The sequence below is a fragment of the Nonomuraea sp. NPDC049695 genome (assembly GCF_040674955.1).
GTDB lineage: Bacteria > Actinomycetota > Actinomycetes > Streptosporangiales > Streptosporangiaceae > Nonomuraea > Nonomuraea helvata.
In genome coordinates this window covers 18,831-45,256 of sequence record NZ_JBFANV010000074.1, presented here as the reverse complement: position 1 = coordinate 45,256, position 26,426 = coordinate 18,831, and the positions used below count along the sequence as shown (strand labels likewise).

Annotated in this window: 22 protein-coding genes and 1 pseudogene; 9 read left to right on the top strand and 14 right to left on the bottom strand. The window is 70.9% G+C overall.

Going from position 1 to position 26,426, the window contains the following annotated elements; translation table 11 throughout:
* Positions 1-95 precede the first annotated feature (95 nt).
* The 4 genes and pseudogenes from AB0J64_RS42565 to AB0J64_RS42550 form a co-directional block, all read right to left on the bottom strand.
* Positions 96-953 carry a TrmH family RNA methyltransferase gene (locus AB0J64_RS42565; RefSeq protein WP_364040999.1) on the bottom strand — a complete coding sequence of 286 codons (858 nt, stop codon included), beginning with the start codon at positions 951-953 and terminating at the stop codon, positions 96-98.
* A 15-nt stretch (positions 954-968) separates the two neighbouring features.
* Positions 969-1,933, bottom strand: a pseudogene (locus tag AB0J64_RS42560) (phosphotransferase family protein).
* The gene (locus tag AB0J64_RS42555) at positions 1,930-3,120 is read right to left on the bottom strand and encodes an acyl-CoA dehydrogenase family protein (protein WP_364040996.1); all 1,191 of its coding nucleotides are present in this window, start codon (positions 3,118-3,120) and stop codon (positions 1,930-1,932) included. The pseudogene AB0J64_RS42560 and the gene AB0J64_RS42555 overlap by 4 nt, the downstream one beginning before the upstream one ends.
* A 41-nt stretch (positions 3,121-3,161) precedes the next feature.
* Positions 3,162-3,944 (bottom strand): CPBP family intramembrane glutamic endopeptidase, encoded by a 783-nt coding sequence (locus AB0J64_RS42550; protein ID WP_364040993.1) that lies wholly within the window; start codon positions 3,942-3,944, stop codon positions 3,162-3,164.
* A 60-nt stretch (positions 3,945-4,004) separates the two neighbouring features.
* Here AB0J64_RS42550 and AB0J64_RS42545 point away from each other — a divergent pair, with 60 nt between their 5' ends.
* Positions 4,005-4,349: a DUF6285 domain-containing protein gene (locus AB0J64_RS42545; RefSeq protein ID WP_364040990.1), complete on the top strand. Its 345-nt coding sequence runs from the start codon at positions 4,005-4,007 to the stop codon at positions 4,347-4,349.
* Between the two features lie 69 nt (positions 4,350-4,418).
* On the opposite strand, the gene mctP is transcribed toward AB0J64_RS42545, so the two are convergent.
* Together mctP and AB0J64_RS42535 are read right to left on the bottom strand one after the other, a co-directional pair.
* Positions 4,419-6,032 carry a monocarboxylate uptake permease MctP gene (gene mctP, locus AB0J64_RS42540; protein ID WP_364040987.1) on the bottom strand — a complete coding sequence of 538 codons (1,614 nt, stop codon included), beginning with the start codon at positions 6,030-6,032 and terminating at the stop codon, positions 4,419-4,421.
* Positions 6,029-6,238, bottom strand: a complete 210-nt coding sequence (locus AB0J64_RS42535; RefSeq protein ID WP_345002762.1) for a DUF3311 domain-containing protein — start codon at positions 6,236-6,238, stop codon at positions 6,029-6,031. The genes mctP and AB0J64_RS42535 overlap by 4 nt, the downstream gene beginning before the upstream one ends.
* Positions 6,239-6,535: 297 nt before the next feature.
* On the opposite strand from AB0J64_RS42535, the gene AB0J64_RS42530 reads away from it, so the two are divergent.
* Positions 6,536-7,426 (top strand): SDR family oxidoreductase, encoded by an 891-nt coding sequence (locus AB0J64_RS42530; RefSeq protein WP_364040983.1) that lies wholly within the window; start codon positions 6,536-6,538, stop codon positions 7,424-7,426.
* A 1-nt stretch (position 7,427) separates the two neighbouring features.
* Here the strand turns inward: AB0J64_RS42530 and AB0J64_RS42525 are convergent, their stop codons facing one another.
* From AB0J64_RS42525 to AB0J64_RS42500, 6 genes are all read right to left on the bottom strand, one after another.
* Positions 7,428-8,369, bottom strand: a complete 942-nt coding sequence (locus AB0J64_RS42525) for a WYL domain-containing protein (RefSeq protein ID WP_364040980.1) — start codon at positions 8,367-8,369, stop codon at positions 7,428-7,430.
* Entirely contained in the window at positions 8,351-9,931 is a 1,581-nt protein-coding gene (locus AB0J64_RS42520; RefSeq protein ID WP_364040977.1) for a CocE/NonD family hydrolase, read from the bottom strand. The genes AB0J64_RS42525 and AB0J64_RS42520 overlap by 19 nt, the downstream gene beginning before the upstream one ends.
* Positions 9,932-10,028: 97 nt before the next feature.
* Positions 10,029-13,547, bottom strand: a complete 3,519-nt coding sequence (locus AB0J64_RS42515) for a carboxypeptidase regulatory-like domain-containing protein (RefSeq protein ID WP_364040974.1) — start codon at positions 13,545-13,547, stop codon at positions 10,029-10,031.
* Positions 13,548-13,712: 165 nt separating this feature from the next.
* Positions 13,713-14,333 (bottom strand): TetR/AcrR family transcriptional regulator, encoded by a 621-nt coding sequence (locus AB0J64_RS42510; protein WP_364040971.1) that lies wholly within the window; start codon positions 14,331-14,333, stop codon positions 13,713-13,715.
* On the bottom strand, positions 14,330-15,151 hold the full coding sequence (locus AB0J64_RS42505) for an oxidoreductase (RefSeq protein ID WP_364040969.1): 822 nt from the start codon (positions 15,149-15,151) through the stop codon (positions 14,330-14,332). The genes AB0J64_RS42510 and AB0J64_RS42505 overlap by 4 nt, the downstream gene beginning before the upstream one ends.
* Positions 15,148-16,338 (bottom strand): cytochrome P450, encoded by a 1,191-nt coding sequence (locus tag AB0J64_RS42500; RefSeq protein ID WP_364040966.1) that lies wholly within the window; start codon positions 16,336-16,338, stop codon positions 15,148-15,150. Before AB0J64_RS42500 ends, AB0J64_RS42505 begins: the two co-directional genes overlap by 4 nt.
* Before the next feature lie 246 nt (positions 16,339-16,584).
* Between AB0J64_RS42500 and AB0J64_RS42495 the strand changes: the two genes are divergently transcribed.
* From AB0J64_RS42495 to thyX, 3 genes are all read left to right on the top strand, one after another.
* Positions 16,585-18,711 (top strand): anthranilate synthase component I, encoded by a 2,127-nt coding sequence (locus tag AB0J64_RS42495; RefSeq protein WP_364041032.1) that lies wholly within the window; start codon positions 16,585-16,587, stop codon positions 18,709-18,711.
* Between the two features lie 73 nt (positions 18,712-18,784).
* Positions 18,785-19,936 carry an amidohydrolase family protein gene (locus AB0J64_RS42490; RefSeq protein WP_364040963.1) on the top strand — a complete coding sequence of 384 codons (1,152 nt, stop codon included), beginning with the start codon at positions 18,785-18,787 and terminating at the stop codon, positions 19,934-19,936.
* Positions 19,937-20,045: 109 nt separating this feature from the next.
* Complete coding sequence (thyX, locus tag AB0J64_RS42485) at positions 20,046-20,780, top strand: FAD-dependent thymidylate synthase (protein ID WP_345002772.1); 735 nt, start codon at positions 20,046-20,048, stop codon at positions 20,778-20,780.
* 19 nt (positions 20,781-20,799) lie between these two features.
* Here the strand turns inward: thyX and AB0J64_RS42480 are convergent, their stop codons facing one another.
* Complete coding sequence (locus AB0J64_RS42480; RefSeq protein ID WP_364040959.1) at positions 20,800-21,090, bottom strand: hypothetical protein; 291 nt, start codon at positions 21,088-21,090, stop codon at positions 20,800-20,802.
* Positions 21,091-21,380: 290 nt separating this feature from the next.
* Between AB0J64_RS42480 and AB0J64_RS42475 the strand changes: the two genes are divergently transcribed.
* Both AB0J64_RS42475 and AB0J64_RS42470 read left to right on the top strand, forming a co-directional pair.
* Positions 21,381-22,499: a globin domain-containing protein gene (locus AB0J64_RS42475; protein ID WP_364040956.1), complete on the top strand. Its 1,119-nt coding sequence runs from the start codon at positions 21,381-21,383 to the stop codon at positions 22,497-22,499.
* A 66-nt stretch (positions 22,500-22,565) separates the two neighbouring features.
* Positions 22,566-24,005 carry a sialidase family protein gene (locus tag AB0J64_RS42470; protein WP_364040953.1) on the top strand — a complete coding sequence of 480 codons (1,440 nt, stop codon included), beginning with the start codon at positions 22,566-22,568 and terminating at the stop codon, positions 24,003-24,005.
* A 29-nt stretch (positions 24,006-24,034) separates the two neighbouring features.
* Here the strand turns inward: AB0J64_RS42470 and AB0J64_RS42465 are convergent, their stop codons facing one another.
* Positions 24,035-24,832, bottom strand: coding sequence for a helix-turn-helix transcriptional regulator (locus AB0J64_RS42465; RefSeq protein WP_364040950.1), 798 nt, complete (start codon positions 24,830-24,832; stop codon positions 24,035-24,037).
* Positions 24,833-24,972: 140 nt separating this feature from the next.
* Here AB0J64_RS42465 and AB0J64_RS42460 point away from each other — a divergent pair, with 140 nt between their 5' ends.
* On the top strand, positions 24,973-26,052 hold the full coding sequence (locus AB0J64_RS42460) for an exo-alpha-sialidase (protein ID WP_364040947.1): 1,080 nt from the start codon (positions 24,973-24,975) through the stop codon (positions 26,050-26,052).
* A complete protein-coding gene (locus tag AB0J64_RS42455; protein WP_364040944.1) occupies positions 26,053-26,355 on the top strand; it encodes a hypothetical protein in 303 nt (100 codons plus the stop codon). It begins immediately after the preceding gene.
* Positions 26,356-26,426: the final 71 nt, after the last annotated feature.

Here is a 26,426-nt window from a genome sequence, read left to right as displayed (position 1 = left end):
CGCCAGACCTGGAACGCGGGGAACCGTGGGGCCGGGTGCGGCACCGCGCCGCAGGCCAGGTGCTCATGGTTGTCCCGGACGACCGCGTGACGAGCTCAGCGAGCCCCGCCCGTCCCGCGACCGCGTTGGCGGGCGGCCTCGTACAACACCACGGTCGCCGCGTTGGCGGCGTTCAATGAGCTGGCCGAGCCGGCGATCGGGATGCGCGCCATCATGTCGCAGCTTTCCCGCCATCCCGCGCTCAACCCGGTGGTCTCGTTCCCGATGACCAGCAGGGTAGGGCCGGTCAAATCCAGGTCGGCGATGTCGGTGGCGCCGTTCTCGTCGGTGCCCACCACCGTCAGCGCCAGGCCCCGGCCGCGTAGCTCCGAGACCCAGGCCAGCACCTCCCGGTGGGAGGGAGCCCGGACCACCGGCAGCGCCAGCAACGATCCGGTGGAGGCGCGCACCGATCGGGGATCGTACGGGTCTGCGGCGTGCCCGGTGACGATCAGGCCGGCGCCGCCGAACGCGTCCAGCGACCGCGCCATCGTCCCGATGTTGCCGGGGCTGTTCGGCCGGTCGAACACCGCTCCCAGAAACGACGGCCCCACCGCGATCCGGGCCAGCTCATCGTCCGGCAGTTCGAGGACCGCCACCAGCTCGGGCACGTCCTCGTCCTTGCCGCCCAGCTCCCGCAACAGGTCGGAGGCCATGGCCACCCGCTCGCCACCGGCGGCCTTCAGCATCTGAGCCGCCCACTGGGACGGCGGCCGATCGGCGTCATGGATCAGCGCGCGCACGGGCCAGCCGAGCTCGACGGCCAGGCTGATCGGGCGCACCCCCTGAACGAGGAACTCCCCGGCCCGCTGCCGCTTGGTACGGTTCCCCAGCAGCGCCTGCCACTGCTGGAACCGTGCGTTGGCCCGCAAGATGCGCAGCTCCCGCGCCGCAGACCGCCCCCGATTTACCATCTCAGTAGAATAGTTCTATCGCGGCAACGGATTTTCCCCGAGCATCCGCAGCAGGTCCCACTCGTTCTCGCACACGCGCCGCCCGATGGCGGCCAGCTCCACCGACCGCGCGCCGCCGCGCAGGTGCCGCATGGTCTGCATGACGCAGATGACGCCCCATTTGAGCACCCCGAACGTCTCCCACCAGCGCAGCGCGTCCCGGTCGACGGGGTGGCCGCCGGCCCGCTCGTACGAGGAGATCAGCTCGTCGTAGTCCCCGAAGCCGCCGACCGGCAGCGGCGAGCCGAACCGCCACGCCTTCACGCACAGCCACCCGAGGTCCTCGAGGGGGTCGCCGAGGTGGGCGAGCTCCCAGTCGAGCACCGCCCTGATCCCCTCGGGCCCGACGATGAGGTTGCCGTTGCGGAAGTCGCCGTGCACGACCGTACGCCGTGTGCCGCCCGGCCGGTCGGCGGCCAGCCGGCGCAGCGCCAGCTCGAACACCGGGTGCGGCTGGCCGAGCAGGTCGAGCACGTCCCGCCAGCGCCGCAGCGGTCCTCCTCCACCACCTCCTGCGGCAGGCAGGACGGCGGCATCCGGTGGATCGCGGCGAGCGCCTGCCCGCACTGCGCCGCCAGCCGGGGCCTGGCGACCGCGTAGGCGTCGTCGCGCAGGATCTTGCGCGGGATGCTCTCGCCGGGCACGCGCGCCATGAGGATGTACGACCCACCGCCGGCGACCACCCGGGGCACCGGCACCCCGGCGTCGGCGGCGGCCCGCATCAGCGTGGCCTCCGCGGCCAGGCCGGCCCCGGCCCCGAGGGCGGCGACAGGGGCGGCGGCGGGGGAGTCGAGCCGCAGGATCAGCTCGTGCCGCTCGGAACCGGCGACGACGTCGAGCGCCCACGTCTCGCGCGACGCCCCGCCGGGCAGCCGGGCGCTGAAGGGGATCGACGCGCCGGCCCCGAACACCTCATCGACGACGGCCCGGAGCTCGCTCATCGCAGCCCGAACTCCCAGTTGCCGCCGGCCGAGTACGCGCCCAGGATGCGCCGGCCCACCGAGTCGATGTGCACCTCGTCGGGCCCGTCGTAGATCCGCGCGGCCCGCGCGTGCCGGTACATGCGATCCAGCGGCGTGTCGGGGGTGAGCCCGGCGGCGCCGTACACCTGGATGGCGCGGTCGATCACGTTGTGCAGCATGCGCGCCCCCACCACCTTGATCGCGCCGATCTCCACCCCAGCTCGCGAACCCGCGTCCATGGACTGGGCGGCGCTGAGGGTGAGCAGCCTGGCGGCCTGGATCTCGGCGTAGGAGTCGAACACGTGCTGCCGCATGAGCTGCTTGTTCGCCAGCGGCTCCCCGAACGCGGTCCGGTCCTGCAACCTGCGGCACATCAGGTCGAACGCCCGCTGGGCCTGCCCCAGCCAGCGCATGCAGTGGAAGATCCGGCCGGGCCCGAGCCGCTGCTGCGCGATGACGAACCCGTGGCCGCGCGGGCCGAGCAGGTTGGCGGCGGGCACGCGGACGTCCTCGTACCGGACCTCGCAGTGCGCCCCGTCGAGCCCCAGCACGGGCGTCTCGCGGACGATGCGGTAGCCGGGCGTGTCCGTCGGCACAAGGATCATGGAGAACGCCAGATGCGGCGGCGCGTCCGGCTCGGTCCGGCACATCACGGTCGTGTACGCCGCCCGCGACGCCCCGGTCGTGAACCACTTGTGCCCGTTGATCACCCATTCGTCCCCGTCGAGCGTCGCGGACGTCCTGATCTGCGTGGGGTCGCTGCTGGAGACGGCCGGCTCGGTCATGGCGAAGCTGGGCCAGATGTCACCCCGCACCAGCGGCTCGAGGTAGCGCTCGCGCTGCTCGGGCGAGGCGTGCTCGTGCAGCATCAGCGAGTCCTGCAGCGTGAACGTGCCCAGCGCGAGCTGCCCGAACTCGCTGCGCCCCTGCACCTCGTTGACGTATACGTAGTCGAGGAACGGCAGCCCGCCGCCGCCCAGCTCGCGCGGGTGGCCGAGCGCCCACAGCCCCTCCTTCTTGGCCTCGGCCCGCAGCCCGTCCAGCGCCGTCGCCGCGCCGGCCCCGCCCGCGTGCAGCACCGGCTCGGCGGGCTCCACCCGCTCGGTCATGAACGCATGGACGGCGTCGCGGATCGGCCGGACGCTGTCGGGCACGGCGAAGCTCATGTTCCGGATCACACCCGAAACCGGTGGTCAGGTCAACGGTTTCAGGGCAGCCAGCTCACCCGGCCGTGCAGGAAGGCGTACCCGACGAAGGCGACGGTGTCGATCAGCGTGTGCGCCACGACCAGCGGCATGGCCCGGCCCCATCGCTGGTAGAGCCGCCCGAACACCAGCCCCATCACGACGTTCCCCACGAATCCCCCGAACCCCTGGTAGAGGTGGTACGACCCGCGCAGCACCGACGACACGACGACGGCCTTCCACGGGCTCCATCCGGCCTGCCCCAGGCGGTGCAGCAGGTATCCGGCGACGAGCACCTCCTCCAGCACCCCGTTCTGCGCGGCCGCGAGCAGCAGCACGGGCACCTGCCACCACACCTGCGGGAGCTGCCCGGGGACCACGGTCAGGTTGACGCCGAGGGCCCACACGGCGAGGTAGAACGCCAGCCCGGTGCCGCCGATCACCGCCGCCAGCACCGCCCCGCGCGCCACGTCGCGCGTCTTCTGCCCGAAGTCCGCGCCGATCGTGCGCAGCGACTCCCCGGAGCGCACCATCAGGTACGCCACCAGCCCGACCGGCGCCACCGTGATCGCGATGTCGACGAGCTGCAGCGTCAGGTCCAGCCACGGCCGCCCGGGGGCCATCGACCCGACGAGGACCGCCTGCTGGCCCTTCAGCTCCTTGGGCGCCGTGAGCGCGCCGATCAGCCGGACGAGCGCCACGAGGCCGCTGGCGCCGAGCGAGACCGAGAACACGACGAAGAGCTCGGCCCGGATGAGCTTCGGCGCGAGCACCGGGGGCGGCGCGGTGGGAGACTCAGTGCGCATGGCCGAAGAGTAGCCGTTCACTGATCGGATCAGGATAAACGCGAAATTGAAGGACTTCGGATGACACACGGTCCGCACGACGTGCCCACCGCGGCCGAACTCGTGGCCGCCGTCCGCGACTTCCTGGAGACCGACGTGCTCCCGGCCGTGGACGGGCGGGTGCGCTTCCACGCGCGGGTGGCGATCAATGTGCTCGGCATGGTGGAGCGGGAGATCGCGCTCGGGCCCGAGCAGGCGCGGGAGCACGCGGCGCGGCTGGCCGGCCTGGGCATGGCCGACGACGCCGAGCTGGCCGCCGCCGTCCGCGAGGGCCGCCTCGAGGACGACCACGCCCTCGTCGCGGCCCTGGAGCAGGCCGTACGGGCGAAGCTGGAGGTCGCCAACCCGGCCTACCTGAAAGACTGACGGCCCGCCCCCTCGCGGTGGGGCGGGCCGTCAGTCGGATCAGTGGCTGAACGGATCAGGTTGGGCGGATCAGTGGGAGCCGGTCAGATCCAGGTCCTTCACCTTCGGATCGCCTTCGTCGGCGAAGTAGTCGCCGCGAGCCGTCGCGTCCTCGCCGTCCGCCACCTTGGCGGCCCGGAACAGCAGCGTGCCCAGCGCCGCCACCACCAGGTTCACGATCACCGCCAGGAACCCGGCGTAGATCGTCATCTTGGTGTCGAAGCCCAGGTTCGCCAGCCCGAACGCCGAGCCGCCGAAGTGCGCCTTGCCGGTGGCCGGGTTCGGGATGAGGTACAGCATCCACAGGCCCGCCACCAGACCGGCCGCCCAGCCCGCGATCAGGCCGCCCTTGTGGAACCAGCGCGTGTAGAGGCCCAGGGCCACCGACGGCAGCGTCTGCAGGATGATCACGCCGCCGATGAGCTGCAGGTCGATCGAGAACTGCGGGTCGAGCAGCAGGATGCAGAGCACCGCGCCCACCTTGACGACCAGCGACACGATCTTGGAGACGTTGGCCTCCTGGGCGTCGGAGGCGTTCTTGTTGATGTACTCGCGGTAGATGTTGCGGGTGAACAGGTTCGCCGCCGCGATCGACATGATCGCCGCGGGGACGAGCGCGCCGATGCCGATGGCCGCGTACGCGACGCCCGCGAACCAGCTCGGGAACATCTGGTCGAACAGCATGGGCACGATCGTGTTGTTGTCGCCCTTGCCGGTGGCGGCGTTGATCACGGGCTTGGTGCCCGCCGCGATGGCCATGAAGCCGAGCAGCGCGATCAGGCCGAGCACGAAGCTGTAGGCGGGCAGCGCCGACATGTTCCGCTTGATGACGTTGCGGTTCTTCGAGGCCAGCACGCCGGTGAGGCTGTGCGGGTAGAGGAACAGCGCCAGCGCCGAGCCGAACGCCAGCGTCACGTACTGGAGCTGGTTGTTGGCGTTCAGGATGATGCCGTCGGCCGGTGCCGGGGTGGCGTCGAACTTGGCCTTGGCCGCGTCGAAGATCGAGCCCCAGCCGCCCAGCTTGGCCGGGATGTAGATGACCGCCGCCAGGATCACGATGTAGATCAGCGCGTCCTTGACGAACGCGATGAGCGCGGGCGCCCGCAGGCCCGACTGGTAGGTGTACGCGGCCAGGATCGCGAACGCGATGATGATCGGCAGGTGCCCGGTGATGCCCATGGACTTCAGCACCGCCTCGATGCCGACGAGCTGGAGCGCGATGTACGGCATCGTCGCCACCAGCCCGGTGATCGCGATCACCAGCGCCAGGGTCGGCGATCCGAAGCGGGCCCGTACGAAGTCGGCCGGGGTGACGAACCCGTGCACGTGCGAGACCGACCACATCCGCGCCAGCACCAGGAACACCAGCGGATACACCACCACCGTGTACGGCAGCGCGTAGAACCCGATCGCGCCGGAGGCGAACACCAGCGCCGGCACCGCCACGAACGTGTAGGCGGTGTAGAGGTCACCGCCGACCAGGAACCACGTGATCCACGACCCGAAGCTGCGCCCGCCGAGGCCCCACTCGTTCAGGCTCGCCAGGTCGTTCGGCCGCCGCCATCGCGCGGCCACGAAACCCATGCCGCTGACCAGCACGAACAGCAGGATGAAGACGACCAGCTCGGTCGTGTGGCCGTTCATTTGGTCATCCTGTAGACGATGGTCGTGGACACGACGCCCACGATGATGAAGGCGAGCTGCAGCCAGTAGAAGAGCGGGAAGCCCAGCAGGCGTGGCTCGTCGGCGTTGAACAGGAACGTCAGCAGCGGCAGCACGATAGGCAGGACCAGCAGCCAGTTCCATGGGCTGCGGTCGGTGCGCGGCTGCCCGGGTTCCCCGGTAGTCATCGAACCCTCCGATGAGTGGATCAGGAGCGGTGTTGTTACCGGATCCTGACGGTTAGTCAATGGAGGGAGATTACTTTGCGGGGGTATTAAACCCAATGTCGGTAGTATTACGGTTTGGCCTAAAATGCCACGTCCGCCCCATGAGTACCGTCTCTCACCTGGGCAAACCTTATACACGCCCGCCGTCACCATCCCGTCCCACTCGCCGAATGGTCGTTTCCCCGCGCCGAACGGTCACCGAGCCGGGCGCGGAAAAGATGACAGGAGGTGTCGGGTTTCCGGTGGACGATCGCTCGCATGATTGCTGTGGTAGCGGGAGCGACCCGCGGAACGGGACGAGGCATCGCGGTCGCGCTGGGCGCGGCCGGCGCGACGGTTTACTGCACCGGCAGGAGCACCCGGCAGCGGCGCTCCGAGATGAACCGGCCGGAGACCATCGAGGAGACGGCGGAACTGGTGACCGCGGCGGGCGGCACCGGCATCGCGGTCCAGGTCGACCACCTGGACCCCGCCCAGGTGGAGGCGCTGGCCGAGCGGGTGGAGCGCGAGCAGGGCAGGCTGGACGTGCTGGTCAACGACGTGTGGGGCGGCGACCACCTGTGGGAGTGGGAGACGCCCGTCTGGAAGCAGGACATGGAGAAGGGGTTCCGGCTGCTCAGGCTGGCGATCGACACCCACATCGTCACCGGCCGCCACCTGCTCCCGCTGATGATCAGGAACGAGGGCGGCCTGGTCGTGGAGGTCACCGACGGCACGTGGGCCTTCAACGAGACCCGCTACCGGGGGAACGTCTACTACGACCTGGCCAAGGTGTCGGTGAACCGGCTCGGCTTCGCCTGGGCGAACGAGCTGCGCCCGTACGGCGGCACCGGGGTGGCGGTCACGCCGGGCTTCCTGCGCTCGGAGGCCATGCTCGACAACTTCGGCGTCACCGAGGACAACTGGCGGGAGGCGAAGGCGGACAAGGCCTGGCAGGTCTCCGAGACACCGGCGTACGTCGGCAGGGGCGTGGCGGCCATCGCCACGGACCCGGAGCGGCAGCGCTGGTCCGGCAGGTCGGTGACGAGCGAGGAACTGGCCGAGGCGTACGGCCTCACGGACGTGGACGGCAGCCGGCCACGGGTGTGGAGCTTCATCACGGAGGCACTCGAGCCCGGCAAGGACCTCGACCCGGCGGACTACCGGTGACCTACCGGTAGAGCGCGGACATGCGGGCGGCGGCGTCGGCGAGCATCGCCCGCAGCTCCGGCGGATCCAGCACCTCCGCCTCCGGCCCGAACCGGAGCACCTGCGAGTAGGCCACCTCCACCGACTCCACCCCCAGCCGCACCGTCCCGTCCGGCCGGAGCGAGGCGAGGGCCTCATCGAGCGCGGCCGGGTCGGCGATGTGCCGCAGCATCCGCACCCCCTGCTCGCTGAGCCGCAACGTGACCACGGCCCGCAGCAGCGACCGGCTGAACTGCGCCGACTGCCCCGCCCAGAAGGCCGCCAGGTCGAAGGCGGGGTCCCGGTCGAAGGAGTCCGGGAGCACGGACACCGCGCCGAACCGGGGCACCCGGAAGATCAGGAACCGGGTCCCGAGTCGCGCGGCCAGGTACCAGGTGCCCGCCTTGAGCACCAGCCCGTACGGCTCAAGCGTGCGCACCCGCTCCTTGTAGACGGCCGAGACGCGGCGGTCGTTCCACACGGCCCTGGCCAGCGGGGCGAGGGCCGCCGGCGGCGGGTCGCCGCTCGCGAACCAGCCGGGCGCGTCCAGGTGGAAGCGCTGCGCCGCGACGGCGGGCGCGTCCCGCAGCGCGGGGGAGAGCGCGGCGGCGGCCTTCAGCCGGGCCGTGGCCGCCACCTCCTCCAGCCCCATCTCCCGCAGCGCCGCCGGCACCCCCGACAGGAACAGCGCCTCCGCCTCGGCCCGGTCCAGCCCCGTCAGCCGCGTCCGGTACCCGTCCAGCAGCCGGTACCCGCCGCCGCGCCCCCGGTCGGCGTACACGGGCACGCCCGCCTCCGACAGCGCCAGCACGTCCCGGTGCACCGTGCGCTCCGAGACCTCCAGCTCCTTGGCCAGCTCGGCCGCCGTCATCCCGCCCCGGCCCTGCAGCAGCAGGACCAGCGACATCAACCGCGAGGCACGCACAGCGGCAGCACCACGGCGGAGGGACGGTCGGGGGAGTGGAACACCTCGACGTCGGCGGGGACCATCGCGCCGTCGCCGTTGTTCAGGGGATCGCCGGTGCCGTGGTTGCGGGCGATCGTCGGGTACGCCCCCGCCGCCACGTGCACCCTGATCCGGTGGTCGCGCCTGAAGCGGTGCGCGATCGGCCAGAGATCGACGGAGACCCGGCGCGTCCCGGGACCGGCGTCCGCCAACCGGCGCACGCCCTCGCACACGTTGAGCGAGCGCCCGTCCGGGTGCACGTCGCAGACCCGTACCACCACGTCCACATGTGGCGTGCTCGACCGCACGAAAAGCTCAGCCCGCACCGGTCCGATCATCTCCACGTCCGACTCCAACGCCGCTGAACTGTACACCAGCACGTCGCGCCGCTCCTCCAGCCGACGCTGGTCGCGCGGCCTGGAGTCCCCGAGCAGCACGGGGCCACCGATCACGGGCGTCGGATGGGCGGGGTGGTACCGGAACCGGTCGGGCGGGGACTCCAGCGGCCCGTCGGCCCCCAGGCCGAATCCGCGCTGCAGGTGCCAGCGCTGCTCCCGCATCCCCGGCACCGGCCAGTCGGGGTAGTCGCGCCACTCCTCGGCCCCGGTCACGTAGAGCCGCACGGGCTCGGCCCGCAGCCACGAGCGGTCGCCCAGCAGGTGCGCGCGGAACCAGGCCGACGCCTCCGCCATGGCGGGCCGCCCGTGCCGGGTGTCGACGTGGTACCAGGGCCCGATCGTCAGGTACGGCCGCCGTCCCGCGGCCCGCATCGCCGTGTAGTCCTTGAGCTGCCACGGCAGGAACACGTCGTACCAGCCGCCCAGCATGGTGACCGCCGCGTCCACCTCGCCCACTTTCAGGGAGAAGTCACGCCTGTCCCAATAGGCGACGGCCGGATCGGCGTGGTGCGTGAGCAGGTCCTGGTAGAACCGGAGCGGCCGCCCGACCGAGGCCAGGTCCAGCTCGGCCACGGGACGGCCCGACAGGACCGCCCTGCGGGCCAGTCGCGGCGCGGTCAGCACGGCGGCGCCGCCGAAGCGGCGCGACATGGTGTCGGTGAGCGTGGTCCAGCTCAGCGTCGACTCCAGCGCGAACGCGCCGCCCACGTACGCCGCGTCCCTGAACTGGGAGGCGGTGATCTGCGTGGCCATGGCCTTCAGCTCCGGCCCCGCGTAGGGCGCGACGGCCCACTGCGTGTAGCCGAGGTAGGAGGGGCCGAACATCGCGAACGAGCCGCCGTACCACGGCTGCTCGCGCAGCCACGCCACGGTGGCCAGCCCGTCGTCGTGCTCGTCGCCGAGCGGGTCGAGCAGCCCGCCGGAGCCGAAGCCGCCGCGGCAGCTCTGGATGACGACGTGGAAGCCCTGCCGGGCGAAGCCGCGGCCGTAGTACCAGCCGAACAGGCCGCGCCGGCCGTACGGGGAGCGCATCAGGATGACGGGCGCCCGACCGCCGCCGGCCGGCGCGTAGTGGTCGGCCAGCAGCGTCACGCCGTCGGGCATCGGCACGGGAAGATCCCGCTGGAGCCGAACGCGTCTCATGTACTTACCAGTAACATACGCCGCCCGGTCCGTGGTATCCCGGGGGCGTCCGTTCCGGGTAAGGGCTTGCCCCGGGGGAGCCCTTACCCGGGTCCCGCTACGAGAGCGCCTTGTCCGGGCGCTCCGAGATGCGGACGGCGTTCACGATCGTCGAGCCCTGCCGGGTGGCGAAGCGCACGTTGAGCTGGCCGTCGGTGACCTTCACCGTGTACTGCCGGCTCACGGCCGTGTACGTGCCCGCCTCCAGGGCCAGGTCGAGCGCCGGGATCGCCAGCTGCCCCTCGACCAGCACGTCGAAGACGCGCTTGCCCGGCTGCGTGCTCTTGAGATCGGCGAAGTCCAGCTCGACGGTGTACGTGCCGGCGGGCACGTTGTCGAACCGGTACTCCAGCATCTTCTCCCTCGCGGTCTTGAAGAGCGACTGGTCGGCGGTCCCCGCGATGGTCTTGGACGTGCTCGACGTGCTTGTCGAGGTGGCCACGTAACCGTAGCTCCCGGCCGCGTACTTCTTGTCGGGCGTCCAGGTGTCACCGGCGCTGTCGACCACGTTCTTGCCGGCGCCCACGTCGACGGCCACCTGCAGCTTGGGCACCACGACCGTCACCTTGATCTCGATGGTCGGCTGCCGGCCGCTGGCCGACTGGACGAGCAGCTTGCCCGTCTTCACCGTGCCCGGCGCGACGCCGGCGCTGGAGAGCGTCGCCTTCAGCGTCACCTTCTGGTCCTTGGCCAGGTTGCCCGAGGCCGGCGTCGTGGCGAACCACGGCTCCGAGACCACCGTGTACGGCGTGGGCGAGCCCAGGTTCGTCAGCTCCAGGGTCCGCGTACGGGTGGACTCGGCCGGCATCACCACGGTCAGCTCGGCGGCCGACGCGCTCACCCGCCCGGTGACCAGCGCCGTGTCGATCCGCGTCACCGTGGCGGCCGCCACCGTGACGGCCTTGGTGAAGGTGCCGTAGTGCTCCTTGGAGACCACGACCTCGTAGTCGCCGGCCGGCACCTGCCCGTAGAACGAGCCGTCCGCGCCGGTCGTGAACGTGGCCACGTCGCCCACCTTCACCGTCGCCCCGGCCAGCGGCTGACCGTCGTTGGCGTCGGTGACCGCGCCGATGACCAGGCCGTGCCTGCTGGCCGTGAACGTCAGGCCCTGCCCGGTGGAGAGCACGGGCTCCTCGAACGCGTACAGCATGGCGTCGTCGCCCGCCGCGTTCTCGATGCCGACGGTCGCGCTGGAGCCCTGCTCGCGCTCGCTGTCGATGTCCTTGTACCGGAACCCGATCGAGCCGTCCTCGCCCAGCAGCGCCGAGAACGACAGCCGCTGGTCGCTGGCGTTGTAGAAACCGACGTTGCGCCACTCCACCACGAACGTGCGGTGCGGCGCCGTGCCCGTCACCGCGGTGTAGACGCCGGCCTGGGCGTCCACCGTGAGGTCGTCCCAGTACGCGTAGACCGCGTTGTTGGGCGTGGTCGTCGTCGGGAGCCGGCCGTTGCTGCCGGTGGTGGCCTTGTCGGTGGCGAACGAGATGTTGCCGTTCGTGCCGATCCACGCCTTGCCGTACCCCGTGCCGTAGAACGGGACCGGGAACGGCAGCGTCACCTGCTGGGCGTCGTCGTCACCGGTCAGCGCCAGCTTCTCGGTGCCCGCCACGTACGCCTGCGCGCCGCTCTTGCAGGTGTAGCCGAAGTTGTCGCCGCGCAGCGGCAGCTCGATGTCCTTGGCCACGTCGCCGGTCACCGAGACGGACGCCGTCGTGCCGCTGGAGCAGCGGGAGACCGGCGTGACCTTCAGCTCGTAGTCGCCGTGCGGCAGCGTCAGGCTGTAGCGGCCCGCCGCGTCGGTCACGGCGCTCACCGGCGTGCCGGTGGCCTGCACCGTCGCGCCCTGCTCGGGCGTGCCCGCCGTGCTGACCGTGCCGGAGACCGTGCCCGCCGCCTGCCTGGTCATGCTCACGTCCGCGGTCGTGGACTGCCCGGCCGTGATCGTGGCCGGCGCGGTGGCCTTGTCGTAGCCGAACTTCTCCGCGCTGACCTGGTAGTCACCGGGCAGCAGGCGCGGGATGGCGTACGTGCCGTCCTGGCCGGTCGTCACGGTGCGGCTCAGCGGCCCGGAGACCGTGACCGTCGCCCCGGCCACGGGCGCGCCGCCCGCGGTGACCGTGCCGCGCAGGTCGCCGATCCCCTCGTGGGGCGCGGCCTGCACGGCGGCGTACGTGTCGAGCCTGCCCTCGCCCCAGACGTTGTTGTCGGTGGCGGTGCCGCCGCAGCTGGTGTCGCTGACGTCGATCGCGGTGCTGTCGAGCAGCGGCCGGGTGGCCGCCACGTTGCCCTGCAGCCCCGGCGAGCCCGACCAGATCAGCGCGACCGTGGCCGCCACGTGCGGCGAGGCCATCGACGTGCCGGTGTAGCTGCTGTAGGTGTTGCCGGGGGTCGAGGAGCGCACGTTGACGGCCGGGGCCGCGATGTTCGGCTTGATCTCGCCGTTCTCGCCCTCGCCCTTGCTCGACCGGCTGTACAGCGTGTTGTTGACGTCGAAACCGCCCGCGCTGTAGCTGCTCACGTAGTCGCCCGGCGAGCCGCTGGTGCGGCAGGCGGGGCCCTCGTTGCCGTTGGCGAACGCCGGGAAGATCCCGGCCGCGACCCACGCTTCGACGATCTCCTTGTACCAGAAGTCGTTCCCCGGCCCGCCCCAGGAGTTGTTGACGATGTCGGGCGCCAGGTCGGGGCGCGGGTTACGGCCGTTCAGGTCCGTGGGCGCCAGGATCCACTGGCCGGCCGCCAGCAGGGAGGCGTCGGTGCAGGTGTTGACCTCGCAGCCCTTGGCGGCGATCCACTTGGCGCCGGGCGCGACGCCGATGCCGTTCGCGCCGACCATCGTGCCCATGGTGTGGGTGCCGTGGCCGTTGTTGTCGCACGGCGCGGCCGTCGGGCACACGTGCGCCGGGTCGAACCAGTTGTAGTCGTGCGTGAACGTGCCGTCCTGGTTCCTGCCCCGGTAGCTCTGGACCAGCTCGGGGTGGTCGAATTGGGCGCCGGAGTCGATGTGGGCGACGACGATGCCCTCGCCACGGTTGCCCAGCTCGCTCCAGACACGCGGCGCGTTGATCCGGTCGATGTTCCACTCGACGACTTCTGATGTCGCCGAGTCCGCGACCTTCACCTTGGCCTCCGCCCTCCCCGCGACAGGCTCGGGGAGGGTGTAGGTGCGGACCGGCTCGAGACTCTCGACCTCGGGCAGCTTGGCGATCTCGCCCGCCAGCTTCTCGTCGGCGGTCACCCGCACCGCGTCGACGATCCAGTACGGGGTGTAGTCGGCGTGGCGGGAGTCGAGCAGCTTGCGCAGGTTCTGCTGCGAGTTCTCGGCCCGGTCGGTCTTCGCCTCGAAGACCAGCTCGGCCTTCGCGTCCTTGGTGACGGCCCGGCGGGCGCCGCTCAGGTCGGCGGCCCCTTTCATCCGGACCCAGAAAGTGGCCTTGTCGTCCCGAGCCAGTTTCGCCTGGACGCTTGCGTCTATTTTCGCGGGATCCGGCGCCGCGTGGGCCGCGGCCTGCGGAACGGATAAGCCTGCGACGACGACGATCCCGGTGAGAATCGCCCGCCAGCGGGGGGTGTGGGGCACCGCGCCTCTCCTTCGAGACTTTCGAGACTTTCGAGACAAGAGGTGATCTTCACGCCTCTGTCGAGAAGCGTGAAGAGATCTTGTCGGGAAAGCAAGAGGTGCCGCGAAATGTAACGTGACTGGCAGAAATGTAATCTGGTCAGCAGAAATGTCGTTCTTGGTGGGCTAGGTCCCCTTTGTTGCCGGCCGGTAGCCGAACTGTTTCATGATCGTCAGGAAGTACGCCTTGATCTGCTCGGTGCTCTGGTCGTCGGGACGGCCGACGAGATGGCCTATCACCGCGCTGCTCAGGACGTCCTGCACCACGTCGACGTCGACGTGCGCCGGGAGCTCCCCGCGGTCGCGGGCGAGGCGGAGCGCCTCGCGCACGACCGCCGCCCGCCGCCCGGTGTTGGCCTCGTGGTACGCCCTGATCAGCTCGGGATAGTCGTCGACCGTGCCGAAGACCCGGCGCAGCAGGACCCGGTTGCGCGGCACGGATATGTGCCCCGCCCAGTCTGCGAACATGTGGTCGAGGTCGCGCCAGCCGGTGAGAGCGGGGTCGTCGTCGTGGTGTGCCAACTGCAGGGCTTGCACGAGCAGCGCGGTCTTGTCGGCGTACCGGCGGTAGACCGTCGCTCTCGTCACCCCGGCCCGCTTGGCGACCTGCTCGATGCTGGTCTGGGTCGCGCCCTGCTCGATGAGCAGGTCGAGCGCGGCCGTGAGGATGGCCAGGTCGGCCTCCTGGCTGCGCGGCCGGCCGGCGGGCCGCGGAGCTCGCGCGGCGAGGTCGTCGGTGGTCATCATGCCTGGCGGGTCACCATCTTGTCGTAGAGGCGGTCCGGCAGGATTCTATTGACCCACAGCAGCAGATCGGCCAGGTAGCCGACGGCGTAGCGGGGCTTCGGGGCGCGCGCGGCCACGATCCGGGCCACGGCCCGGCCCACCACGCGGGGGTCGGACGCCTTGCTGCCCGGCCCGAACCCCTCCTCGGCCTGCCGCGCCATCCACTCCGCGATCTCCGCGTACGGCCCGTGCCCCGAGATCTCCCTCAGCTGGCGCGGCGTTTCGTCCTCGAACCCGGTCTTGATGATCCCCGGCTGCACCACCACCACGCGGACGCCGAACCGGGAGACCTCCTGCCTGAGCGAGTCCGAGTACGCCTCCAGCGCGTGCTTGGAGGCGTGGTACCAGGCGCCCAGCGGCAGCGAGATCTCGCCCGCGATCGAGGAGATGTTGACGATCGTGCCAGAGCGCCGCTCGCGCATCTGCGGCAGCACGAGCTGGGTCAGCCGGGCCAGGCCGAAGAGGTTGACCTCGAACACCTGCCTGGCGCGCTCCATCGGCACCTCCTCGACGGCGCCGTGCACGGCGGTGCCCGCGTTGTTCACCAGCACGTCGATGCGCTGGTGCTGGTCGAGGACGGTCTGCACGGCGCGGTCGAGGTCGGCTTCGCTGGTGACGTCGGCGCCGATCGCGTGGCCGCCGGCGTCCCGGATGACGTCCATCTTCTCCACCCGGCGCGCCAGGCCGTAGACGGTGTGGCCGGCGCGCAGCAGCTCCAGCGCGGTGGCCCGGCCGATGCCGGACGACGCGCCGGTGACAAGACACACCTTGCCGCTCATCGTGCCGTGTCCCAGGTCACCGGGAGGCTGTGCACCCCGTGGATGAGCAGGTCGGTATGGAGCGGCACCTCGTCCGGCTCGACCGCCAGCCGCAGCGACGGGAACCTCCGGAACAGCGCGGGATAGCCCGCCCGCATCTCCACCCTGGACAGCTGCTGGCCGAGGCACTGGTGCACGCCGTGACCGAAGCCCACGTGCCCGCCGGTGTCCCGCCGCAGGTCGAGGGTGTCGGGAGCGGGGAAGCGGCGCGGGTCACGGTTGGCGGACGGGATGGAGACGGTGACCGTCTCACCCTTCCTGACCAGCTCGCCGCCCAGCTCGACGTCCTCCAGCGCCGTACGCACCAGGAAGGGGACGATGCTGAGGTAGCGCAGCAGCTCCTCCACCACCTGGTCCACCCGCTCGGGCTCGTCGCGCAGGACGGCCAGTTGATCGGGGTGGCGCAGCAGCGCGAACGTGCCCAGGGCGAGCATGTTCGCCGTCGTGTCGAGGCCGGAGCCCACCAGCATGAACCCGATGTTGGCCAGTTCCTCGTCGGTCAGGTCGCTCTTGGTGAGGCCGCTCAGCATGTCGTCGGTGGGCGCCGCCCGCTTGGCCGTCACCAGCTCGCGCATCTGCGCCTGCATGGACAGGAACGCGGAGACCTTCTCCTCCTGCGGGAGGTCCGGCCGCATGAGCGCGGCGGCCCCGGTCATGAAGTGGGCCCTGTCCCCATCGGGCACGCCGAGCAGCTCGCAGATCACCACCGCCGGGACCGGCGCCGCGAACGCCTGCACCAGGTCGGCCGGCGGGCCCTGCCGCTCCATGAGGTCCAGCCGCTCCTTGGTGATCTCCTCTATGCGCTCGGTGAGCAGGCGCATCCGGCGCACGGTGAACTCGCCGGTGAGCAGCTGGCGGTAGCGGGTGTGCTGGGGCGGGTCCATCCCGATGAACATCCCGGGAGGCGCGGGCCGGGCCTCGCTCGTGCTCTCGATGGGGGTGTGCCGCAGCTCGGAGCGGGTGCTGAAGCGGCGGTCGGCCAGCACCTCGCGCACCAGCGCGTGGCTGGTGACGAGCCAGCCCAGGTGGCCGTCGGGGTAGGCCAGGCGGGCTATGGGCCGGGTCTCGCGCAGCTTGGCGAGGTCGTCCGGCGGGTCGAACGGGGTGGGCCGCTCGGTGGGGAACGTGATCGCCTCGGTCTCGGTCATGTCGGATCTCCTTCCTATGAATACAGTACAGCTCTGTATTGAAAATAGCGGAACCGGGTTCGCGTTGCGCGATCATGGTCCGGCGGTTACTCTGTCCTCATGCGAAATCACGCCCAGCTGCAGTGGTGGCGCCGCTCCTAGGCGGCGTTGTGTTTCGCATTTCTGAACGGACGGCCGCCCCGGATGGCGGCCTTTCTTGTGCCCGCCCCCGGGGCTCGATCATTTGACCTGGTGAAGGGGCACGAAGTGGAGACGAGCGGATATACCACCGCCGGGGGCATCGGGGTCGAGCGCGAAGCGCGCGAGGTGGACGAGGCCGCGCTGGAAGAGATCGTGACCGCGCTCGGGACCAGGCGCGGCGGCGCGTTCTCCTCGGGCATGGACTACCCGGGCCGCTACAGCCGATGGGCCTTCGGCTACGTCGACCCCTGCGTCGAGCTGGTCGCCAGGGGCCGCGTCATCTCGGCCACCGCGCTCAACGACCGCGGCCGGGTCGTGCTCCCCGCCGTCGCCTCCTGCCTGCTGGCCGCGGGCAAGCCGGTCTCCGAGCCCACGCCCGACCACGTCGCGGTGCACGTACCGGAATCCGAGGATCTGCTGCCGGAGGAGCTGCGCAGCCGCCGGCCGACCGTGTTCACCGCGATCCGCGAGGTCATCGCCGCCTTCAAGGGCGACGACCCGCACCTGGGCCTGTACGGCGCGTTCGGCTACGACCTGGCCTTCCAGTTCGAGCCCATCAGGCAGGAGCTCGTCCGCCCCGACGACCAGCGCGACCTCGTCCTCCACCTGCCCGACCGGCTCGTCGTGATCGACCGGCAGCGCGAGACCAGCGTCGAATACCGCTACGAGTTCACCGTCGACGGGGCCACCACCCGCGGCCTCGAGCGCACCGGCGCCACCGCCGAGCCCGTGATCCCCCGCGAGCTGCCCAAGGACCCGGAGAAGGGCGAATACGCCAAGGTCGTGGCCGCCGCGAAGGAGCGGTTCAAGCGCGGCGACCTGTTCGAGGTCGTGCCCGGCCAGGTCTTCCACGCCGTCTGCGCCGACCCGTCCGCCTTCTACCGCGGCCTGCGGCACAGCAACCCCGCGCCGTACGAGTTCATCATCAGCCTCGGCGAGGGCGAGCACCTGGTCGGCGCCTCGCCCGAGATGTACGTCAGGGTCAGCGGCGACCGCGTGGAGACCTGCCCCATCTCCGGCACCATCGCCCGCGGCAGCAACCCGGTCGAGGACGCCGAGGCCATCCGCACCCTCCTGTCCAGCGTCAAGGAGGAGTCGGAGCTGACCATGTGCACCGACGTCGACCGCAACGACAAGTCGCGCATCTGCGTCCCGGGCACCGTCAAGGTCATCGGCCGCCGCCAGATCGAGCTCTACTCCCGGCTGATCCACACGGTGGACCACATCGAGGGGCGGCTGCGCCCCGAGTTCGACGCGCTCGACGCCTTCCTCACCCACATGTGGGCCGTCACGGTGACCGGCGCGCCCAAGACGTGGGCCATGCAGTTCATCGAGGACCACGAGGCCACCACCCGCAGGTGGTACGGCGGCGCCATCGGCTTCATCGGCTTCGACGGCTCCATGAACACCGGCCTGACGCTGCGTACCGCACAGGTCAAGCACGGCGTGGCGACCGTGCGGGCCGGGGCCACGCTGCTGTTCGACTCCGACCCCGAGTCGGAGGAGCGCGAGACCGAGCTCAAGGCCAGCGCCCTGCTCGGCGCCCTGGCCGCGGTCAACCGGCCGGACTCCGTGCCGGCGCCCGAGGTCAGGCCGCAGCCGGGCCAGGGCATGAAGGTGCTGCTCGTCGACCACGAGGACTCCTTCGTCAACACGCTGGCCGACTACTTCCGGCAGGAAGGCGCCGACGTGGTGACGCTGCGCCACGGCTTCCCCGCCCACATGATCGACGAGATCGCCCCCGACCTGGTGGTGCTCTCGCCCGGGCCCGGCTGGCCCTCCGACTTCGGCATGTCGGCGCTGATCGACCAGATCTACGCCCGCGACCTGCCCGTCTTCGGTGTCTGCCTGGGGCTGCAGGCCATGGTCGAGCAGGCCGGCGGCTCGCTGGAGCTGCTCGACTACCCCGAGCACGGCAAGCGCGGCCAGGTCTCCCGGCTGGGCGGCAGCGCGCTGCTGGAGGGGCTGCCCGAGGAGTTCACCGCGGCCCGCTACCACTCGCTGCACGCCAAGCAGCCGGGCGTCGTCGGATTCACGGCGACCGCGCTCACGCCCGACGGCAACGTCATGGCCATCGAGGACGTCGAGCGGCGGCGCTTCGCCGTGCAGTTCCACCCCGAGTCGATCCTCACGCAGGAGGGCGGCGCGGGCGCGAAGATCATCGCGAACGTGCTGCGCCTGTGCCGCAGGTGAGCGGCCCCTATAGGCAGACCCGCCGTAGGTAAAACCGCCGCGGGGGCATGCGGGGCTCCCCTAGAGTCTCCGCATGCTCCCCGTAGATCTACCCTCCACGGTGCGTGACGCGCTGCTCGCCCCGCTCGTCGACCACCACTGTCACGGGGTACGGCGAGACGACCTCAGCAGAGCCCGGTTCGAGCTGCTCATCAACGAGGGCGGCAGCCCGGCGCCGCCCGGCACCACCCACTTCGACACGCCGTTCGGCGCGGCCGTGCGCCGCTGGTGCGCCCCGGTGCTCGACCTGGAGCCGCACGCGCCGCCCGCCGTCTACCTCTCCCGCCGTGAGGAGCTGGGCGCGGCCGAGGTCAACCGGCGGCTGCTGGCCGGGGCCGGGGTGGTGGCGTTCCTCGTGGACACCGCCCCCGGGGCGGAGGACATGGAGGTGCTGACGGCCACCGAGATGGGCCGCCACGGCGGGGCCGCCGCCGACGAGCTCGTACGGATCGAGCAGATCGAACGGGACGTGGCCGAGACGGCCCAGCTCGCCGTGGACTACCTGGACGCGCTCGACGAGGAGCTGGCCGCCAGGGCGGCCAGGGCGGTCGGGCTCAAGACCGTCATCGGCGCGCTGTGCGGCCTCGACTTCGACCCGTCCAGGCCGAGCAGGGGATCGGTGATCGCGGCGGCCAACCGGCGGCTGTCGGACCCGAAGCGGCCGCTGACCGACGAGGTCATGCTGCGTCACCTGCTGTGGAGCGCGGTCGACGTGGCCAGGGAGCGGGGGCTGCCCGTGCAGTTCCACACGGGCTTCGGCGGCTCGGGGCTCGACCTGCACCGCACCGACCCGGGCAGGCTGGGCGAGTTCGCCGGGATGCTGCAGCCGCTCAGCGTGCCGCTCATCCTGCTGCACTGCTACCCGTACCACCGCCAGGCCGCCTACCTCGCCGGCGTCTACCCGCACGTGTACGTGGACGTCGGCCTCGCCCTCCCGCACACCGCCGCCGCCTCCGCCAGGGTCGTGGACGAGCTGCTCGAGCTGGCCCCCTTCCACAAGCAGCTGTTCGGCTCCGGCTGTCACAGCGTGGCCGAGACGGGCTACCTGGGCGCGCTCTCGTTCCGGCGGGCGCTGGGCGCGGCGCTCGCGTCGCGGCTGGCGTCGGGGGAGTGGAGCCCCGCCGACGCGGCCCGGGTCGCCCACATGATCGGCTCAGGCAACGCCCGCCGCGTCTACCGCTTGTGAACCGCCCTCGCGGGCATGATCAGGGGGCCGGCCACCGCCGACTCGCGCCGAGTGGCCCCGACCTGGTTTGCTTGAGGCCGTCACAACACCCAACCTGAGCGGGGGCTCCATGGGCAACGCCGAACCCGAGACCGAGATCAAGTTCCGCAGCGATGTGGACGTGGAGCTGGTGAAGGCCGCCGCGTCCGACGCCGACGTGCTGTGGGCCGCCCGCGTCTCCACGAAGGGTGAGAGCTCTCTGGCGGAGATCGAAGCCGATCCCCAGCGTTCCAAGGGCCTCATCAACTTCCTGATGCGCGACCGGCACGGCACGCCGTTCGAGCACTCTTCCATGACCTTCTACATCAGCGCGCCGATCTTCGTTTTCCGGGAGTTCATGCGGCACCGCACCTTTTCCTATAACGAGGAGTCCGGGAGATACCGGAAGTTGACGCCGGTTTTCTATGTGCCGGGGCCCGACCGGAAGCTGGTGCAAGAGGGAAAGCCCGGCAAGTATGTGTTCCTGGACGGCACGGCCGAGCAGCACAAGCTGGTGACGGAGGCGACCCAGGAAAGCTGCCGGCAGTCCTACCGGGCCTATCTGGAAATGCTCGAAGCGGGGGTGGCGCGCGAGGTGGCCCGCACCGTCCTGCCCGTGGGTCTCTATTCCTCGATGTACGCCACCTGCAACGCCCGTGCCCTGATGAATTTCCTGTCGCTGCGGGTGAAACGGGAGGACTCCACGTTCCCGTCGTTCCCGCAGCGCGAGATCGAGATGGTCGCCGAGAAGATGGAGGCGTTGTGGGCGGAGCTCATGCCGCTCACCCATGAGGCGTTCGAGGCCAACGGGCGGGTCTGTCCCTGAACCAGGCGCTGATCGGCTGTCAGGGCAGCCGGGAGGTGGTCTCGCTGATCATCTGGGTGAGGATCTCCGCCGCCGTGGGGTGGGTGTCGAGGAGCTCGTCCAACCGGGCGCGCCAGACGCCCGCCTCCGCGTGGACCGCCTCCGCCTCCGCCTGCAACCGCAGCCGCGTCTCGCACAGCTGCAGCTGGTAGATGATCCCCAGATAGCGGCCGATCGTGTCGCTGAGCCACCAGTAGGCGTCCGTGTTCGCGGCGCAGACGAAGATCCGCGCGCCTTCCCAGGCCACCCGTCTGGGATGGAGGGCTGCCATGGCCGGATGGTACGCCCGCCCGCTCAGCTTCCACCAGCCGGGCATTGAATGTGATTTTTACTCGCATTAACCGACCGAAAAACAGGCACGGAAAATCACCAGACGGCTACGGATAGCTCGCATCGCACCGTATTGGGGAGAAACGGTTGTGGCGGGTCATCGGTGGTGTAAGACTCAATTTCGAGCGCATCGGAGTGCCGGGGAGGGACCGGGCGCTCAAGACCCGGAGCCGTCAAGGAGGTGAACGACACGACCGGAATACCTTTCCGGTCCCTAGGTGGGGTTGGTAAATGTCGTTGAATCCGCGCCTGGTAAAAGAGAGTTTCTCCGTCATCGAACCGCAGGCCGACAAGGCCACGGCCTACTTCTACGGCCGGCTGTTCGCCGAAAGCCCGCACTTGCGCGGCATGTTCCCGCCCGCCATGGACGTCCAGCGGGACCGCCTGTTCAGCGCGTTGACACGGATCGTGTGGAGCCTGGACAGCCCGGACAGCCTCGCGGCCTACCTGGGCCAGCTGGGCAGGGACCACCGCAAGTACGGCGTGCTCGCCGAGCACTACACCGCCGTCGGCAACGCGCTGCTCGCCACCGTCCGCCGTTTCGCGGCCGACGTCTGGAACCACGAGATCGAGGCCGCCTGGGTGGCGGCGTACACGGCGGCCGCGGATCTCATGATCGAGGCGGCCGGGTCGGACGCGGGAGCCGCGCCCGCCTGGTGGCTGGCCGACGTGATCGACCACGAGCAGCGCCATCGCGACATCGCGGTCCTCACGCTGCGGCCGACGGAGCGGCTGCCGTTCACGCCGGGGCAGTACGTCACCGTGCAGACCGCGCGCTGGCCCCGCGTCTGGCGGACCTTCTCCATCGCGAACGCGCCGCGCCCCGACAACACGATCAGGCTCCACGTCCGCTCGGTCCCCGGCGGCTGGGTGTCCACCACGCTCGCCAGGCACACCCGCATCGGGGACACGCTCATGCTCGGCCCGCCGATGGGCACGATGGCCCCGTGCGAGCGCAGCACCCGTGACGTGCTCTGCGTGGCGGGCGGCACCGGGCTGGCGCCGCTGAAGGCGATCATCGAGCACATCATCGCCTCGGGCCGCCGCCCCAACATCCACCTGCTGTACGGCGCGCGCACGTCCGAGGAGCTGTACGACCTGCCGGACCTGATCAGGATGGAGTCGTCGTTCCCCTGGCTGCGGGTGCTGCCCGTGGTGTCGGACGAACCCTCGTACGACGGGATGCGGGGCCACCTGCCCGAGGTCACGCAGCGCTTCCACTCCTGGGCCGAGCACGACGTGTACGTGTGCGGCCCGACCTCCATGGTCAACGAGACGGTCCGCCGCCTCCAGATCGACGGCGTGCCCCTGTCGCGCATCCACCGGGATGTCATCCAGGCCGAACGCTGACAGATCTTGACAGTTCGGGTCGAAACGTGCGAGGTAGGGGATGACACGCCAACGTGGAGGTGGACTGTGCCATCCCCCGCCAGGCGCCGAGGAATCGGCGGGCTGCTGATCATCACGCTTCTCCTGACCCCCGTCCCGGCCCTGGCGTCCGAGACCGTCCCGCTGACGGAGCTCGGAGCCGACTCGTACGCGAACGCCACCAGCCAGCACGGCACCCAGGCCGGCCCCGACACCTTCCAGGCGGGCACGACCGTCGTGGCCGCGCAGCAGGCGGGCCGGTTCTTCGACGGAGGGGCGTCCGGCATCGCGTTCGCCACCTCCACCGACAACGGCGTCACGTGGACCAAGGGCGTCCTGCCGGGGATCACCACGTTCGGCGGCGGGCCCTTCAACCGCGTGAGCGACCCCTCGGTGGCCTTCGACGCCAGGCACGGCGTCTGGCTGATCTCCTCGCTGGCGCTCACCGACACGGGCGGGATCGTCGGGGCGGCCGTGGTCATCAGCCGCTCCACCGACGGCGGCCTGACCTGGGCAGAGCCGGTCACGACCGCCGTCGCGGACGGGGGCGACCTGGACAAGAGCTGGACCGCCTGCGACAACGCCCCGCGCAGCCCCTTCTACGGCCGCTGCTACACGGTCTACGACGACGCCGCCGCGGGCAACGCGATCAAGGTGTCCCGCTCCTCCGACGGCGGCCTGACCTGGCAGGAGAGCGCCACGCCCGCGACCGGCCTCGGCGCGCAGCCGGTCGTGCGGCCCGACGGCGCCGTCGTGGTGGCGTACCTGAGCAGGCAGCAGCAGATCCGCTCCATGCGCTCCGGCGACGGCGGCGCGAGCTGGGACGACGATGTGCTCGTCGCGACCGTGCGGCGGCACCTGGTCGCCGGCGGCCTGCGGGCCTTACCGCTGCCGTCGGCGGAGAGCGACGCGCGCGGCACCGTGTACGTGGCCTGGCACGACTGCCGCTTCCAGCTCAGCTGCGGCGGCAACGACATCGTCATGAGCACCTCGGCCACCGGCGAGGAGTGGGGCCACGTCACGCGCGTCACGGACGACGGCGGCGACCACTTCATCCCCGGCCTCGGCGTCGACCGCGACAGCTCGGGCGGCGCCGCCCGGCTGGCGCTCGCCTACTACCGCTACCCCTCCGCCGACTGCACGGCCGCCACCTGCCGCCTGACGGTCGGCTACACCTCCTCGGGCAACGGCGGCGGGAGCTGGTCGCGCCCCGCCGAGCTGCAGGGGCCGATGGACCTCGGCTGGTTCGCCAACAGCGCGCACGGCCGCATGGCGGGCGACTATCTCTCCACCTCGATCATCCCCGGGGGCAACGCCTACGTGGCCTTCACGGCCGCGGCCGCCCCCTCGGGAGGCGCGTACGACGTGCGCACCTACACCGTCACGGGCGGCCTGCCGATCACCGGCGGCGGCCGCGCCACGCTCGCGATCGAGGCGCCCGTCGCGGCGGGCGAGCCGGCGCCCGACCTGCCCGCCACGGCCCGCTGACCGCACCCTCCTGAAGGGGCCCAGCCGAGCTAACCGGCCTGGAACGCGGCCGCCGTCTCCTCGTCGTTCGGCCAGAACGTCTCGATGGCCAGTTCGGAGACCGTCACGTCCACCGGCGTCCCGAACGTCGCGATCGTGGTGAACATCGACAGCACCCGGTCACCGGCCGCGATCCGCAGCGGGACCAGGATGTCCGCGGGGCCGGGCACGTGCGCCACGTTCAGGTCCACGCCCTCGTACGTGTACGAGGCCAGCTCGTCGTGCAGCTCGGCCAGCCGCCCGTCGCCGGACACCTCGGCCTGCCTGCGCAGCTGGTGCAGCAGGTGGGCCCGGACCTCGGCCAGGTTCAGCAGCCGGCCGCCCATCGCCCGCGGGTGCAGCGACAGCCGCATCACGTTGATCGGCTCCTTCAGCAGCTCGTCCGGCACCCCCTCCATGAACATCGAGGCCGCCGAGTTGGCCGCCACCAGGTTCCACGCCGCGTCCACCACGACCGCCGGGTACGGCTCGTGCCCGGCCAGGATCTTGTCCAGCGCCTGGCGTACCAGCCCGAACTCCGGGGCGCGTACCTCTCTTTCGGGATAGATCGGCGCGAACCCAGCAGAAACCAGCAGCCTGTTACGGTGCCGCAGCGGCACCTCCAGCTCCTCGGCCAGTTTGATCACCATCTCGCGGCTCGGCCGGGCGCGCCCGGTCTCCAGGAAGCTGATGTGGCGGGCCGAAACGTCGGCCTCGATGGCCAGGTCCAGCTGGCTCACCCGCCGGCGCTGCCGCCACGAACGCAACAGATCACCAAAAGACTCCTCATATATGGCTACGGCTCCCATGTCCGGCACGCTATCGCCTGGAGGGAAGCGTCTCGATTACCTCCCAGGTAATGCGGCTCCTGTAGGAGGAAAACTCCCAGTCCTCAGAACCTGTCGGTCTCGCGTGGCACGATGGCCGCACGACGACAAGGAGCGTAGCCATGAGTGACGCAGTCCTCGCGATCGGCACCCGTAAGGGCCTGTTCCTCGCCCGCTCGACCGGCGGCGGCCCGTTCGAGATCGAGCCGATCCAGTTCTCCACGGTCGCGGTGCCCTCGGTGGCGATCGACACCCGCGGCGCCACGCCCCGGCTCCTGGCCGGCATCGAATACGGTCATTTCGGTCCGTCCGTTGTCTATTCGGACGACCTCGGAAAGACGTGGGGCGAAGCCGAGCAGCCGCCCATCGCCTTCCCGGAAAAGACGGAGACGACCCTGACCAAGGTGTGGCAGCTCGCGACCTCGCCGTCCGAGCCCGGCGTAGTGTGGGCGGGCGTCGAGCCGGGCGCGCTGTTCCGCTCCGAGGACGGCGGCATCACCTACCGGCTGGTCGAGGGGCTGTGGGAGCACCCGCACCGGCCGCAGTGGCAGCCGGGCGGCGGCGGGCTGTGCCTGCACACGATCGTCCTGCACCCGAGCGACCCCCAGCGCATCGGCGTCGCGATCTCCACCGGCGGCTTCTACCGCTCCACCGACGGCGGCCTGTCATGGGAGGCCGCCAACCAGAACATCCGGGCCCCGTTCATGCCGGAGGGGCAGCAGTACCCGGAGTTCGGGCAGTGCGTGCACAAGGTCACCATGGACCCGTCCCGGCCGGAGCGGCTCTACCTGCAGCACCACTTCGGCGTCTACCGCAGCGACGACTTCGGCGGGAGCTGGCACGACATCGGCTCGGAGCTGCCGTCGGACTTCGGCTTCCCGATCGCGGCGCACCCGTCGCGGTCCGGCACGGTCTTCGTGCTGCCGCTGACGGCCGACATGGACCGCACCCCGGTCGATCACCGCTACCGCGTCTTCCGCAGCGACGACGCGGGCCAGACGTGGCGGCCGTTCGGCGAGGGGCTGCCCGAGGGGCCCGTGCACGGCAGCGTGCTGCGTGACGCGATGACCGCGTCGGAGGCCGGGCTGTTCTTCGGCACGCGCGACGGCGAGGTCTACTGCTCCCGCGACGACGGCGAGACCTGGTCACTGGTCGGCCGCCACCTGCCCGACGTGCTCACGGTGCGCGCGGCGGTGCTCTAGATGATGGTGACGATGGTGGTCTTCGTGCTCCCGGTCATGCTGCGGCGGTGGGTGAGCGGGCGAGCGGAGGTCAAGGTCTTCGCCGTCGCCGCCGAGCGCGGCTCCGCGCCCACCCTGGGGTCCGCGCTCGACATGCTCCGGCGCACGCACCCGCTGCTGGAGGAGCGGCTGCGCGACGAGTACGGGCGCATCCGCAGGCACATCAGCATGATCGTGTGCAGTGAGAACGCCACGGGGTTCGGCGACCTCGACTGCGCCCTGCCCCCGGGCGCCGAGGTCTACGTCACGCCCGCGCTGGCCTGAGCCCCGCCGATCGTGCGGGCGGCGGTGTCGACGGCCCTGTCACCCCCGGCACAGCGCCACCGGTGGCCAGG

What these genes read in the sequence shown, in the direction of transcription:
- AB0J64_RS42555 (WP_364040996.1), bottom strand. Translation starts at nt 3,120, where the DNA reads ATGAGCTTCGCCGTGCCCGACAGCGTCCGGCCGATCCGCGACGCCGTC.
- AB0J64_RS42480 (WP_364040959.1), bottom strand. Translation starts at nt 21,090, where the DNA reads ATGGCAGCCCTCCATCCCAGACGGGTGGCCTGGGAAGGCGCGCGGATC.
- AB0J64_RS42535 (WP_345002762.1), bottom strand. Translation starts at nt 6,238, where the DNA reads ATGACTACCGGGGAACCCGGGCAGCCGCGCACCGACCGCAGCCCATGG.
- mctP (WP_364040987.1), bottom strand. Translation starts at nt 6,032, where the DNA reads ATGAACGGCCACACGACCGAGCTGGTCGTCTTCATCCTGCTGTTCGTG.
- AB0J64_RS42530 (WP_364040983.1), top strand. Translation starts at nt 6,536, where the DNA reads ATGATTGCTGTGGTAGCGGGAGCGACCCGCGGAACGGGACGAGGCATC.
- thyX (WP_345002772.1), top strand. Translation starts at nt 20,046, where the DNA reads ATGGGCAACGCCGAACCCGAGACCGAGATCAAGTTCCGCAGCGATGTG.
- AB0J64_RS42565 (WP_364040999.1), bottom strand. Translation starts at nt 953, where the DNA reads ATGGTAAATCGGGGGCGGTCTGCGGCGCGGGAGCTGCGCATCTTGCGG.
- AB0J64_RS42465 (WP_364040950.1), bottom strand. Translation starts at nt 24,832, where the DNA reads ATGGGAGCCGTAGCCATATATGAGGAGTCTTTTGGTGATCTGTTGCGT.
- AB0J64_RS42505 (WP_364040969.1), bottom strand. Translation starts at nt 15,151, where the DNA reads ATGAGCGGCAAGGTGTGTCTTGTCACCGGCGCGTCGTCCGGCATCGGC.
- AB0J64_RS42545 (WP_364040990.1), top strand. Translation starts at nt 4,005, where the DNA reads ATGACACACGGTCCGCACGACGTGCCCACCGCGGCCGAACTCGTGGCC.
- AB0J64_RS42490 (WP_364040963.1), top strand. Translation starts at nt 18,785, where the DNA reads ATGCTCCCCGTAGATCTACCCTCCACGGTGCGTGACGCGCTGCTCGCC.
- AB0J64_RS42455 (WP_364040944.1), top strand. Translation starts at nt 26,053, where the DNA reads ATGATGGTGACGATGGTGGTCTTCGTGCTCCCGGTCATGCTGCGGCGG.
- AB0J64_RS42475 (WP_364040956.1), top strand. Translation starts at nt 21,381, where the DNA reads ATGTCGTTGAATCCGCGCCTGGTAAAAGAGAGTTTCTCCGTCATCGAA.
- AB0J64_RS42460 (WP_364040947.1), top strand. Translation starts at nt 24,973, where the DNA reads ATGAGTGACGCAGTCCTCGCGATCGGCACCCGTAAGGGCCTGTTCCTC.
- AB0J64_RS42550 (WP_364040993.1), bottom strand. Translation starts at nt 3,944, where the DNA reads ATGCGCACTGAGTCTCCCACCGCGCCGCCCCCGGTGCTCGCGCCGAAG.
- AB0J64_RS42510 (WP_364040971.1), bottom strand. Translation starts at nt 14,333, where the DNA reads ATGATGACCACCGACGACCTCGCCGCGCGAGCTCCGCGGCCCGCCGGC.
- AB0J64_RS42520 (WP_364040977.1), bottom strand. Translation starts at nt 9,931, where the DNA reads ATGAGACGCGTTCGGCTCCAGCGGGATCTTCCCGTGCCGATGCCCGAC.
- AB0J64_RS42500 (WP_364040966.1), bottom strand. Translation starts at nt 16,338, where the DNA reads ATGACCGAGACCGAGGCGATCACGTTCCCCACCGAGCGGCCCACCCCG.